The 13,863-nt window shown below is 41.1% G+C and carries 11 protein-coding genes and 1 tRNA gene; 1 reads left to right on the forward strand and 11 read right to left on the reverse strand.

Annotation, left to right across the window (positions count from 1 at the left end; translation table 11 throughout):
• Positions 1–26: 26 nt before the first annotated feature.
• The 11 genes from AC1XUO_RS15750 to smpB form a co-directional block, all read right to left on the reverse strand.
• On the reverse strand, positions 27–1,139 hold the full coding sequence (locus tag AC1XUO_RS15750; RefSeq protein WP_483330733.1) for a cytochrome c oxidase subunit II: 1,113 nt from the start codon (positions 1,137–1,139) through the stop codon (positions 27–29).
• Between the two features lie 21 nt (positions 1,140–1,160).
• Positions 1,161–2,501 carry a quinol:cytochrome C oxidoreductase gene (locus AC1XUO_RS15755; protein WP_483330734.1) on the reverse strand — a complete coding sequence of 447 codons (1,341 nt, stop codon included), beginning with the start codon at positions 2,499–2,501 and terminating at the stop codon, positions 1,161–1,163.
• Positions 2,502–2,536: 35 nt separating this feature from the next.
• Positions 2,537–3,145 carry a c-type cytochrome gene (locus AC1XUO_RS15760; RefSeq protein WP_483330735.1) on the reverse strand — a complete coding sequence of 203 codons (609 nt, stop codon included), beginning with the start codon at positions 3,143–3,145 and terminating at the stop codon, positions 2,537–2,539.
• 13 nt (positions 3,146–3,158) lie between these two features.
• A complete protein-coding gene (locus AC1XUO_RS15765) occupies positions 3,159–3,689 on the reverse strand; it encodes a DUF3341 domain-containing protein (protein ID WP_235151669.1) in 531 nt (176 codons plus the stop codon).
• Between the two features lie 46 nt (positions 3,690–3,735).
• Positions 3,736–5,169 carry an NrfD/PsrC family molybdoenzyme membrane anchor subunit gene (gene nrfD / locus AC1XUO_RS15770; protein WP_235151668.1) on the reverse strand — a complete coding sequence of 478 codons (1,434 nt, stop codon included), beginning with the start codon at positions 5,167–5,169 and terminating at the stop codon, positions 3,736–3,738.
• A gap of 55 nt (positions 5,170–5,224) precedes the next feature.
• On the reverse strand, positions 5,225–8,323 hold the full coding sequence (locus tag AC1XUO_RS15775; RefSeq protein WP_483330736.1) for a TAT-variant-translocated molybdopterin oxidoreductase: 3,099 nt from the start codon (positions 8,321–8,323) through the stop codon (positions 5,225–5,227).
• Between the two features lie 47 nt (positions 8,324–8,370).
• Positions 8,371–9,669 (reverse strand): c-type cytochrome, encoded by a 1,299-nt coding sequence (locus tag AC1XUO_RS15780; protein WP_483330737.1) that lies wholly within the window; start codon positions 9,667–9,669, stop codon positions 8,371–8,373.
• A gap of 242 nt (positions 9,670–9,911) precedes the next feature.
• Positions 9,912–9,982: transfer RNA gene (locus AC1XUO_RS15785), tRNA-Cys, on the reverse strand.
• A 68-nt stretch (positions 9,983–10,050) separates the two neighbouring features.
• Positions 10,051–11,913 carry a 30S ribosomal protein S1 gene (gene rpsA, locus AC1XUO_RS15790; protein ID WP_483330738.1) on the reverse strand — a complete coding sequence of 621 codons (1,863 nt, stop codon included), beginning with the start codon at positions 11,911–11,913 and terminating at the stop codon, positions 10,051–10,053.
• A 184-nt stretch (positions 11,914–12,097) separates the two neighbouring features.
• A complete protein-coding gene (locus AC1XUO_RS15795; protein ID WP_483330739.1) occupies positions 12,098–12,610 on the reverse strand; it encodes an HNH endonuclease in 513 nt (170 codons plus the stop codon).
• A gap of 168 nt (positions 12,611–12,778) precedes the next feature.
• Complete coding sequence (gene smpB, locus AC1XUO_RS15800; RefSeq protein ID WP_235151663.1) at positions 12,779–13,237, reverse strand: SsrA-binding protein SmpB; 459 nt, start codon at positions 13,235–13,237, stop codon at positions 12,779–12,781.
• Positions 13,238–13,298: 61 nt separating this feature from the next.
• Here smpB and AC1XUO_RS15805 point away from each other — a divergent pair, with 61 nt between their 5' ends.
• Positions 13,299–13,778, forward strand: coding sequence for a nuclear transport factor 2 family protein (locus tag AC1XUO_RS15805; protein ID WP_483330740.1), 480 nt, complete (start codon positions 13,299–13,301; stop codon positions 13,776–13,778).
• Positions 13,779–13,863: the final 85 nt, after the last annotated feature.

The raw sequence follows: 13,863 nt of genomic DNA on the forward strand, positions 1-13,863 counted from the left end.
CTTGTTTTGAATTTAATGTAATAAAATTAGCGAAGAGCCGCAGTTGTTCCAATTCCACCACCAGTCGAAGCTGTTTTTGCAGTATCGGCAGGAGTTGCTGTATCAGCTGGCAAACCCTTCATCGCTTTTGCTTTCAAATTGTCTGGCACTTTTGCAAGATACTCCGGGTAGGTCTGTAGAAACGTTGACTGTTCTGCACACCATTTCTTATATGACGCTTCGTCTTCAACAACCAGATTAATTTTCATTGAGAAGTGACCTTGACCACAAACTTCTGTACAAGCAATCTCATATTTAAAATCAGGGTTGCCAGTTTCCGTACGCATTTCAGCCGTCGTTTTATCCGGAACGAACCAGAACTTCGTTGGCATCCCTGGAACAGCATCCATCTTCACACGCATGTGAGGAATAAATACGCTGTGTAGAACGTCGCGGGCACGAATTTTCAAAAGTACAGGACGTCCAACGGGGATATGCATCTCGGTAGGGTTCAAGAAATCGTCGAATGAATTTTCATCTGACAAATCAATACCTACTTCATTTTGGGCATCAATTAACTTATAGTTGTAGTTACCCAATTTGTTATCATTCACACCACCATAACGAACAATCCAGTTGAATTGTTTACCTGTAATTTCAATTACCTCGGAATCCGCCGGAGCGTCGGAAGTGATATCAGACCAAGCTTTCCAACCTGTAAAAACCAACATGGCCATTACAATTGCTGGAATAATTGTCCATATTAATTCCAATTTGTGGTTATCAGGATAAAAAGAAGCTTTATTTCCTTTTTTATACTGATACTTCCAGGCAAAAAAGAATATTAAAAAGTTAACGAATGCGAAAGGAATTGTAAGAATTCCCATCGAGAACCAGAACAGATCGTCTGTTCTTCTACCGTGAACGGAAGAAGCGATCGGTAAAAAATGTTCTCTTGCATGCATATATGACCAGGTGATCCCAACAGCAGCAGCAATAATGATCACAATAAACATTGCACCGTTCCAGACATTTCCGGAAGGAACTTCGTCAGCTGATTCTGGTTTTTTTACATTTTTAAGAACATCCTGCAGCCGGGTTACCACGATAACCGTGAGAACCACAAAAACTAAGGCAACTAATCCGATGATAAAATACATGATAATAACAGGTTAAGCAAATTAGGCGATATCGTGATGCAAAGACTCTTCCAACATAGGATGATGTTTTGGAATCAAATTTGCTTTTTCCAACTGAGTCGCCATTGACCAAACAAATCCACAAATGAAGACAATGAAAAATCCCCATTCCAACGGGCCAAATCCCGCCGTATCTCCAGCACTACCTGGCATAATGTTCGTGTAAAAATCCATATAGTGACCGATGATCACACTCCAGCAAGCAACTTTAAGAATCGAATGTGTAAACTTAGAATCTCTTGTCATCAAAACAAGGAATGGCAAGAAAAAGTTAAGGAACAATGTAATAAAGAACGGAGCCTTGAAAATACTTCCGTGACCTCTAAAACGCTCAATGAAATAAATAATCTCTTCCGGCTGATTTGCATAGTAGATCAAAAGAAACTGAGCAAACCAAACATAAGTCCAGAAGATACTAAAGGCAAAAACAAACTTACCCAAATCTCTAAGGTGACTTGAATTTACTGCTTTCAAATAACCTCTCTCTCTCAACATAACAACGGTCAGGGTAATAACGGCCAGACCGGCAACGTGCCAGCTTGCCAATGTATACCATCCAAACATTGTACTAAACCAGTGAGGATCTACTGACATTACGAAATCCCAGGCAGATGTTGACGAGGTAACTCCAAATACAACAAGAAAAGCTGTTCCTAAACGTATTGATTTATCATATAATTCTGTTCCACCGATTTGATCTTCTTCCAAAGAGAACTGACGAATCTTTCTCCACATAAAATACCAGGCAACAAAGTAAAATATCATTCTGCCTACAAAAAATGGCGTGTTCAGATATCCTTGTTTTCCGGCTAGTACCTCATCATATTCCGGCCCGCCAACTTCGTAGACTTCGGCATGTGTCCAGTGAAAAAGATCATGACCACCTAAAAAGAAAACTGCAAGCATGATAATACCGGTAACTGGTAAGAATGCAGGCATCGCTTCTGGTACTCTTTTAAAAACTGCTGACCATCCCGCCTGTGCAAGATAATTATATGATATGAAAAACATACCCACAACGGATATCCCGGTAAAATATACCGCATTAACCCAAAGGTTTGCCCAAATACGTGTTAACCAACTTACATGATGTTCTTCAGCATGACCTGCTGCTTCATGTCCGGCTGCTGCATGTCCGGTTATAGCATTCACTGCACCATGTGCTGCTTCTGCTTCATGATGTCCACCTCCATTGGCTGCCAGATAGATACCTACAACAACCAAAGCCGCACCTATAGCGCCTCCAATTATCAGGTTTCTCTTAGCTCCCGAAGTGAATTCAAACCGTTCTTCAATAGAAGGAATCGAATGTGCTGATGCCATTATTCAAATATTATTTCTCAGTTATCAAAAATAAACTATGCTCCCTTTTGCAGCTTTTGCACGTAGTGTACAATTTTCCAGCGCTCCTCAGGATTAATTTGCGAACCGTGAGGCCACATCCGCGCTTTACCGTAAGTAATAACGTGGAAAATATGTCCTTCATTCAGGTTTTTGTAAGCATCACTTGCGTAGTTAGGAACCCCTTTATAAATGGCCGCAACCTTTCCGTCACCAGCTCCTGTTGCACCATGACAATGCTGACAATATCTTTCATACAACACCTTACCTTCTGCTAACGTGTTTTCGTTTAAAGGAACAGGGTTTTTCAAAACTCGTTCCGAAATAGAAATACTATCAGCTGCAATGTTATACACCATCAAATCAACCTGAGCTGAATCACCATCATCGAAGCTCGTATTATAGTTACGACGGGCAACAGTACCTTCAACCGGCAAACGCATGGTCAATCCCATCGGGTTGATCGGATTTGGTTTTTCCTGTCTGTAGGGTTCATAACCTACCGGCAGATACATGTTCGGAGCAAATTCTTTACCAGGATTGCTAGGATCACGTTTGCAGCTAACGGCTGCAATCAGAATGATAGCAAAAGCTATAGAATACTTATATAAATTCTTCAATTTCATCGATCCAAGCACATTAAAATTGTTTGATGTTAACCTCTTCTGCACCGCTATCTCTCAGCGCCCGGGATATTTCATCTTCACTCATTGAATTTCTACCCAAGTTAATTGCCATTACAAATTTATTATCTGTAGCACGAACATCAAATCTTTCGTGTTTGTGGGCAGCAGGACTCAGTCCATTCGAGATAAAAAATGTAGTAACCATACCAAATGCGGTGAAAAGTACAGTTAACTCGAATGTAATAGGAATATAGTTTGGCAGAGAAATAGAATCTTTACCACCAACGATCATCGGCCAGTCTATTCCCATTGTCCAGATCATCAACGTTAAGGCTACGCAACATCCGGTAACACCGAACATAAATGCTGCAATCCCAATTCTTGTACGAGGATGTCCAAGGGCATCATCCATTCCGTGGATTGGAAATGGTGAATATACCTCCTGTATTTTTACTCCTGCCTTTCTGAGTCTCGGTACTGCATGCAATACAGTATCGTCATCGTCGTAGACTCCAACTAAATATTTACCAGATAATTCTGCCATATTTATACTAATGTTAAATATTATTCTTTCGCTCTGAGCGATTTACTTATTCTATATCCTTGTTAAATAACGGAGCAGCAGCTTCTCGTTGTCTTACTTTCGCGACACCCGCAATTTTCTTAGGCAAGTTCGCAGAGGTCGATCTGATTACCGCTTTCACTTCCGCCATGTTTACAACTGGTAGATATTTAGAGAAAAGCAGGAATAACGTGAAGAACAATCCGAAAGAGAAAATATAATCCCCAATATCATAACGGGTAGGGGAGAACATAGCCCAGCTGGATGGAATGTAGTCACGGTGAAGTGATGTAACAATAATTACAAAACGCTCGAACCACATACCGATGTTAACAATAACAGAGATAAAGAATGTAAATGTGATACTACGACGAAGTTTTCTGGACCAGAACAACTGTGGAGAGATTACGTTACAAGTCATCATCGCCCAGTATGCCCACCAGTAAGGTCCGGTAGCACGGTTGATAAATGCATAACTTTCATATTCTACTCCTGAATACCAGGCAATAAAGAACTCAGTAATATAGGCAACCCCTACAACCGAACCAGTCAAGGTAATTACCTTGTTCATCGTTTCAATGTGTTCAAGCGTGATATAATCTTCAAGCTTGTAAACCACACGAGTGATCAACATAAGGTTTTGCACCATCGCAAATCCAGAGAAAATCGCACCCGCTACGAAATATGGAGGGAAAATTGTTGTATGCCATCCCGGAATTACCGAGGTAGCAAAGTCCATACTTACAATCGTGTGTACAGAAAGTACAAGCGGCGTTGATAAACCTGCAAGAATTAAGCTGATGTATTCATAACGAGACCAGGTTTTTGCTGATCCGTCCCATCCCATTGCAAAAGTTCCGTACATGAAGCGGGAAACTTTACTTGTTGCACGATCACGAATTGTAGCTAAATCAGGAATAAGACCGATATACCAGAAAACAAGGGATACCGAAAAATATGTACTGATCGCAAAAACGTCCCATACAAGAGGAGAGTTGAAGTTTACCCAAAGAGAACCGAATGCATTAGGTAGAGGCAAAGCCCAGTATGCCATCCATGGACGACCCATGTGCATCAGGATAAAAGATGCAGCACAAATTACAGCGAAAATTGTCATCGCTTCCGCCGCACGGTTAATGGATGTTCTCCATTTCTGACGGAAGAGTAAAAGAATTGCCGAGATCAAAGTTCCAGCGTGACCAATACCAACCCACCAAACAAAGTTTGTGATATCCCAGGCCCAACCTACTGTCTTATTTAATCCCCACACGCCCAGACCTTCCCACCAGGTCCATGCCAGACAACAAGTTCCATAAGCCAAAACAAGCAAAGAAATACCAAAAGCAATTTTCCATTCCTTTGTAGGCTTTCCTTCGACATGCCGGCAAATATCTTCCGTTACGTCTGCATACGTTTTCCCGCCTTGAATAAGGGGCTCTCTTACGGGTGAAGTAACATGCATACTACTGTTATTTATAATGATTTAATCTTCAAACAAATACAAAACTTTCAACTACTTAGGCGTGTTCTTTTTCAGCTTCTGCCTTTGGTGCTGCTGCAGCATCCTTATTTCTGATTTTCGTCAGATAAGAAATTTGCGGACGTACATTTATCTCCTCTAACATGTGGAATGCACGACCTTCTCTTTCGATTTCGAGCATTTTAGAGATACGGCTTTCAGGATCATTCATATCACCAAAAGTAATTGCATCCGTTGGACAAGATGAAGCACAAGCCACATTGATCTCGCCATCAACTACACGTCTTCTTTCCTTTTTTGCAGTTAACTTACCTTCCTGGATTTTGTGAACGCACATTGAGCATTTTTCAATAACTCCACGTGAACGTACTGTAACCTCAGGATTGATTACCATCTTACCCAGATCATTGTTGAAATGGTAATCATAGTTATCGTTATCGAAATATTTAAACCAGTTGAAACGACGTACTTTATATGGGCAGTTGTTTGCACAATAACGAGTACCTACACAACGGTTATAGGTCATTTGGTTCAAACCTTCCGAGCTATGGGTAGTCGCCAATACCGGACATACCGTTTCGCATGGGGCATTGTTACAATGCTGACATAACATAGGCTGGAACGTAACTTCCGGATTTTCCGAGGCAACTTCCATTGCTGTATAGTCACCTACTTCCGCGTCGCTGCTGTAGTAACGGTCGATACGAAGCCAATGCATTTCACGGCTATTGATAACTTCCTGACGTCCAACAACAGGGATGTTGTTTTCAGACTGGCAGCTAATTACACAAGAGCCGCAACCAAAACATGTATTCAGGTCAATGACCATACCCCATGAGTGGTTTTTATATTGATGTCCATTCCAAAGAGAAAGATCCGTAGCATCTACTGCTCCTTCAGATGTTTCGATTTTTGGAATAAAACGACCTGCCAAAGGATCCTTCTGGAAATGAGCCAACACAGTTTCCTGTAGAACAGACTTACGGCCCATTACAGTATTATGTGTTTGCGTCTGAGCTATTTCACGTGTTTCACCTGTTTTAGAAACAGTAACTTCGCCGGGAGCAAAACTCAAATATCCAGCTGAATAAGCTGCCAGGGGATAAACATTCTTACCAACTCCATTCGCTGATTTCCCTGCTTTTTCACGACCATAACCGATTGAAATAGCAACAGTACCATTTGCCTGACCAGGCTGAATAATAACCGGAACTTCAACAGACTTACCTTTTGATTCAACTTTCACCACATCGCCCTGAGACAAACCGAGGTCAGTAGCAGTCTTTTGTGAAATATTTGCGTGATTGTCCCATGTCGCTTTCGTAACAGGATCAGGTAACTCTTGCAACCATGGATTGTTTGCCGCAGAACCGTTACCTACACCTACATTCTCAAATAGCGCAAGTTCAATTCCTGTCGAAGATGCTTTATATTTTTTACCAATTGCCGATGCTGCTTCGTCCACATTACCTGCAAACGTTGCGCCGGCAGCAGAAGCTGTACGGTTGGTTTTGAAAAAGCCGTCGTGCAATGATTGTACCCAGAATTTCTCAAAACTGCCAGTACCACCTTGTGTGAAGACATTCTTACTCCAGTACGACTCGATATATGCGTGGAAATCAGATGGCAATCCAGCCCATTTCAGCAAACTTTCCTGAGCCTGACGCGTATTGAAAATCAAGCTGATAGTTGGCTGTGTCAAGCTATAAAAACCTGCCATTGGTTCTGCATCATTCCATGATTCCAGATAATGAGGTGCAGGAGCAATATATTTTGTTAATGACCCTGTTTCGTCAGCGCGGTCATTAAACGTAATACTTAGAGATACTTTCGGAAGAGCAGTAGCTAGCTCGGCTCCGCGTGGATGGTCATATACAGGGTTAGCTGCATAGAAAATTACTGCATCAACCTTTCCGCCTTTTACTTCATCAACGAATTCGTTCATCGCGATGTCATTTCCCTGACGGAAATTAACCGGCGTATCTAAATCAATTGTTGTTCCGTAACTTCCAAGCAAAGCGTTCAGAGCGTTTACAACAACCTGAACAGAAGGATCATTAATACCACAAACTACCAGAGCACTTCCTTTTGCAGCTACAAGGTCCGCAGCAGCTTTATCAAGATGCGGAACATCCAAAGCAGGAGCAGAAATTGCTTTCCCTCCCAGTTTTGAAGCTACTTTATTGTATAGAGCAGTGACAACCAATCCAAGCTGAGAAGGTTTTACAGCTGAACGATAATCCGCATTTGAGCCAGTCATTGAAAGAACTGATTCAAACTGATAATGACGGGACATATCCTTTTTGCCATCTTTCGCACTGCTGACACGACGTGTTTCAGCATATTGACGAGAAAAATCGTCAGGCGAAATCCATGCACCCAAGAAGTCGGCATCAATACCTACGACTACCTTAGATTTACTGAAAGCGTAATAAGGAATAACAGCTTTACCAAATGAAAGCTCATTTCCCTTAACAATTGCAGAAGCACTATTTGCGTCGTAAACAATATGACGCGTCGTTGGATATTTTGTTGTAAAATCAGCAATGACTGATTTTGTTGAAGGACTTAATATTGTAGAAGATACGATGCGAATGGCACCACCTTTTGCTGCAATTGAAGAAAGCTGACTTGTAATGTCTTTATCGATTGCTTCCCAGGTAACTTTTGTGTCTTCTCCCTTTTTAGGACCTCTTAGTTTTTCGTTGTCATAAAGACCTAATAAAGACGCATGCGCTCTTGAACTAACACCTTTCGTAATACCTGAAAGCGTATTTGGTTCAATTTTAATAGGCCGTCCTTCACGTGTTTTTACAAGTATACTTGCATAATCCCCACCTTCAGAATAAGTTGAAGCATACCAGTTCGCGATCGTAGGAAACTCTCCTTCTGGCTTGTTAACGTAAGGAATTGCTTTTTTTACAGGAGTTTCGCAAGCCGCCAATGAAACAGCTGCCATACCAAATCCTAAAACTTTCAAGAAATCGCGACGGTGCGTACCTGCTCCGTCAACCAGACTTTCATATTGACTTTCTGTCGGTGCATCAGAAAACTCTGAACCTGCGTTTTTAATGAATTTTTCGTCATTACGCAGCTCTTCAAGCCCTCTCCAATATCTTTTATTAGTGTTTTCCATAAAACTTTTAATACAATGAGTTGTATTCTAGTAATTATTTGAAGTGATTAATAGTGGCACTTAGAGCATTCAAGACCACCGATATCAGCTACTTTTAAGGCTTCTTTACTATCTGATGCGTGTAATTGTACCAGCTTATCGTAATACTTGTTATCCTTCGTATTAACCTCAGTCTTACGGTGACAATCGATACACCAACCCATTGTTAATGAAGAACGCTGCTGGATAACTTCCATCTGAGCGATATCTCCGTGGCAATTTTCACATTCCAATCCGCCCACATTAACGTGTTGAGAGTGATTGAAATAAGCAAGATCAGGAAGGTTATGTACACGTACCCATTCAATAGGAGTATTATTTTCTATTGAAGTGTATATTTTTTGAATTTCTGGTGATTCTTTTTTGATCACACCGTGACAGTTCATACAAATATTCGCTGATGGAATATGAGCAGACTTACCTCTATTCACACCTGTGTGGCAATAGTTACAGTCAATCTTATATTCCCCTGCATGAAGCTTGTGAGAGAACGAAATTGGTTGCTTTGGAGCATATCCCTGTTGAACGCCAACGCTATAGGCACCGTCGATAGTAGCCTTAGTTACCAACAATATAAAGATCCAGACTGTTGCAGAGCGGATAGCAGGATCTCCGGCGATTCTTTTAAGAGAAGCACCAAAACGTGTCATAAAGTCTCCTTTACTCACATCAGCAGCGTCACCGCTCACTGCTTTGGAAAGGATTGTGACAATGACAAGCAACACCCCTAATACTAAGAGCATTACAACTACCAAAGCAACAAGAACGATCATGAACAGATCTGATGGTCCGCTTGCCTGAGCAGCACCCGCAGCAGGAGCAGCTCCGCCAGCAGCAGCAGCGGCAGGAGCCGGAGCAGCCGCAGCCTGGTCTACATAAGCAAAGATACCCTTAATGTCATCCTCCGAAAGATTCGGGAAAGCTGTCATCTGAGCTTTGTTGTACTCGTTGTAGATTTTAACTGCGTAGGGATCGCCTGAGGCAATCATAGCTTGTGAGTTATGTACCCACTTTGTAAGCCATTCAATGTTGTTACGGGTTGTTGCACCTTTCAAACCAGGGCCTACAACTTTCTCGTCAGTTACTGCATGACACTGAGCGCAATTATTTTTAAATAATGCTTCTCCTTTTGCAGCATCACCTCCGCCAGCAGCAGCGGCTGGGGTAGCTCCGGCAGCCGCCGTACTATCCTGAGCCCATGTCAGGCTACAAGTACTTAAAAGAATAGCTACAAAAATAGCCAGAAACGATTTTGATCGGGGAAAGAAGGAACAAAACTTAGAGTCTTCTCGGAATGGTATATTCATAATCAACTATTCATTATACTTCAACAGACAAATCTAGTGTACGATTTTTTATCCACAAAAGTATTTAAGGTATATTTTAGATACCATACTTATTTATAATTCTTCTAATTTGATAATTCGCCTAAAATTCGTGCAACTGCCTGGTATCCACTGTACCTCAGCATATTAACAAAAAAATACCATTTAAAAAAAAGCCTAAAAGCCACTTTTTTAAATGGTATTTTCTCAAGAATTTTATGATGAGGTTCCGAGCGGATTCGAACCGCTGTACGAGGTTTTGCAGACCTCTGCCTAGCCGCTCGGCCACGGAACCCTGTCGGGTTAGCAGGACAGATTACTCGCTAACTGCTAACCCGGGTGCAAAAGTATTAAAAAAATCGACTACTCCTCAGTTTCGTCGTCTTTTTTCGCTACTTTTTTTCCTTTTCTTTCAGTTTCTTCGAATTGTTCTTTCAAAGCAGAAAGAACGCTTAGATCACCAAAGGTAGATTTCTCTCCTTCTTTGGCAGAACTGTCAGTATTTGAAGGTGCATTTTTAGCCTGGTTTGATGCAGGTTTAGCAGCTTTCTCTTCTTTTTTCTCTTCAACAGCAGGAGTTGCAGAAGGTTTCACTTTGGAATGCGTAAGAACGATTTTCTTTTCGTCTTTCAAGAATTCCAAAACAGTGAAGTCTAAGCTTTCTCCAACCTCAGCAAACGTACCATCTTCTTTCGTAAGGTTTTTCACAGCTGCGATTCCTTCGATACCGTATGGCAATTCCAAAGTTGCGAATTTGTCTCCTTTTGCTACGATTGTAGAACGGTGAACAGATCCAACAGCAAAGATGGTTTCAAAAGTATCCCATGGATTTTCTTCAAGTTGTTTGTGACCAAGTGCCAAACGACGGTTGTCTGCGTCAAGCTCAAGAACAACAACTTCAAGTTCGTCATTAACTTTTACGAAATCCGAAGGATGTTTAATTTTCTTAGTCCATGATAAGTCAGAAACGTGAACCAGTCCGTCGATACCTTCTTCAAGTTCGATAAACAAACCGAAGTTAGTAAGGTTACGTACCACACCTTTGTGACGAGTACCAATGGCATACTTATCTTTCAACGAACCCTGAGTCCAAGGATCTTCAGTAAGTTGTTTGATACCAAGAGACATTTTGCGTTCCTGACGGTCAAGTGTCAATACAACTGCGTTGATCTCGTCGTTTACGTTCATAAACTCCTGAGGATTGCGCAGGTGCTGAGACCATGACATTTCAGATACGTGGATCAAACCTTCAACACCCGGTTTGATTTCAAGGAAAGCGCCGTAATCAGCGACGTTAACAATACGTCCTGTAACTTTTGATCCAACCTGGATATCTTCTGACAATGAATCCCATGGGTGAGACTGAAGTTGTTTCAAGCCAAGAGAGATACGTTTTTTCTCTTCGTCGAAATCAAGAACCACAACGTTAAGCTTTTGGTCAAGTGCCAAAAGATCTGACGGGTGGTTGATACGACCCCAAGAAATATCCGTGATGTGCAACAAACCGTCAACACCTCCAAGATCGATGAACACACCAAAGTTTGTCATGTTCTTAATAACACCTTCAAGAACTTGTCCCTTTTCCAGGTTATTAAGAATTTGCTGACGTTGTGCTTCAAGATCTTTTTCGATCAATATTTTATGAGAAACTACAACGTTATCATTTGCGTAGTTAATCTTAACAACTTTCACTTCCATACGCTTTCCAACAAAAATGTCGAAATCACGAATTGGTTTCACGTCGATTTGTGAACCTGGCAAGAAAGCTTCGATACCAAATATATCTACAATAAGACCACCTTTGGTTCTTCTCTTTACGTTAGCATCGATTACTACATCCTCGTCAAACGATTTCTGGATGTTATCCCATGCAGTAATTACTTTTGCTTTCTTACGTGAAAGAACAAGCTGACCTTGTGCGTCTTCCTGGTTTTCTACATAAACTTCCACTTCGTCACCAATTTTCAAAGCTGGCAAGTCACGGAATTCATTGAATGAAACGATACCATCAGATTTAAAACCGATGTTAAGAATCACCTCGCGGTCTGTAATACCTACAACCACACCTTTAACAACTTCTTTTTCCTGAACTGGAGAAATTGTCGTTTCGTACATTTCTTCAAAACGAGTACGGTCAGCAGCTGAATAGCCTGTACCGAATCCTTTGTCTTCTGCTTTTTCCCAATCGAAATCAGGCAATACTTGTGTTTGTTTTTCCTTAGACATAAATAGGAATTAAAGCTCTCGATTACATCAACTGGCGAGCCACGCAGTCGAAAATTAGTTTAACTTGTTATTTTAAAAAGAGGACGCAAAGGTAGGTATTTTCTAAATAAAAATCCTTATCTCTAGGATTTGATTTAGAAAAAATTTATAAGATGCCGATAAAAGCCAAGTAGGGGAGTTTCAATCAGTTAACAGCTCTTTCTTTTGAGCCGAGGTAAGGAAGCCATTCTGCATCAGTAAAGCCGGAAAAGTCACGGATAAACATAAGAAATGAGGGGCGGAATGGGCGTTGTCTTAAATGCATTCCGGCTTCTTCCGGTGTATAATCTCCCTTTTTTGAATTGCAGCGTTTGCAGGCAGTAGCTAAATTATCCCAGGTTGTTTTGCCTCCTCTGGACTTGGGCATGACATGATCGAGGGTGAGATGATCATGGGTTCCGCAATACTGACATCGGTTCCCATCTCTTTTAAAAATATTATGACGGGTCATCACGACACCCCGATAGGGAAGATTTATATAACTGTTGAGCCGGATAACAATAGGCATCGGATAGTTATCCCGGACAGTCCTGAGAAAATGAGTCGGCGACTCAGCCAGCAATTCAGCTTTGTTTAAATAAACTAAGAGAAATGCTTTAGGAACTGTGCATACGCTAAGCGCGCTGTAATCTTGATTAAGAACCAGAACTTTACCCATGAGTCTTTACGGCAATTAATTCCCACAATATAGGAAATTTACGTAAAAAAACGTTTTGTAAAATTCAATTATTGTGGAAAAAGACTTTTCCGTACCGCCTGAGATTTATGTATATAAAAATTTTCTGAATCAGATATCATATAACCAACTCATGCGCGCATTAAGTTTCTAGTAATCGGCACGATCATTTTCGCGTTTCAGATCCTTTTCTTTAATACTGTCACGTTTATCATAAAGCTTCTTACCCTTTGCAAGGGCGATATGTAATTTGGCAAAACCACGATCTGTCGTAAAGAGGCGGACGGGAACAATCGTTAAGCCCTGATCTTTCAGATTTTCACTCAACTTTCGCATTTCACGTTTCGTAAGCAAAAGCTTCCTGTCTCGAAGCGGATCATGATTCCAGTGTGTTCCTTCTGTGTAAACGGATACGTGCATGCTGCGGACATAAAGTTCTCCATCCATGAACAAGCAGTATGCATCGGTCAGGTTGACCTTACCCTGACGTATTGATTTTATTTCGGTTCCTGTTAAAGATAACCCGGCTGTAAACTCTTCAAGGAAAAAATATTCGAACGACGCACGTCTGTTTCGGATATCGACTTTTTTTACTAATTTCTCTGACATATTCTATTTCTAACACAAAAAGGTCTGCAAAATTACGGTTTTGCTAAAACTATACCAACAAATGAAAATAACAACCGACAGGCGTCTACTGAGATCCACCATTTCACTCTGCCTTTTAATAACAATTTCAAACTTTGCCTTTGCACAATCAGAAGAATCTTTGATACGCGCATCAGTCGACAAATTATTTGATGGCATGAGAACAGGGGATTCGTCGATTGTGAGAAGCGTCTTTATGCCACAACTGACATTGACATCTGTCTCAATAAACGAAAAAGACTCCGTTGTGATATCGAACAGTAAAGCAGATGGCTTCGTGGCTGCGGTCGGGAAACCTCACCCGGAAAAGTGGGATGAAAGAATTTCAAATGTGAAAATATCAGTAGACGGCCCGATGGCTACTGTGTGGGCTCCCTACAAATTTTTCCGCGGCGAGACCTTTTCTCATTGTGGTGTAAATGTTTTCACAATGATTAAAACTAAAACCGGCTGGAAGATTAATGCTATCACGGACACACGAAGGAAAACAAATTGTCCATGACTTTTTCCACCTTTCCAGATTCTTATTTACCGATACCTTCCAAAAAATAGTGAAAAGCCACAACTCTGCCATATCATAATGCAGA

This window comes from Dyadobacter sp. HNCC25DJ186 (genome assembly GCF_056895235.1).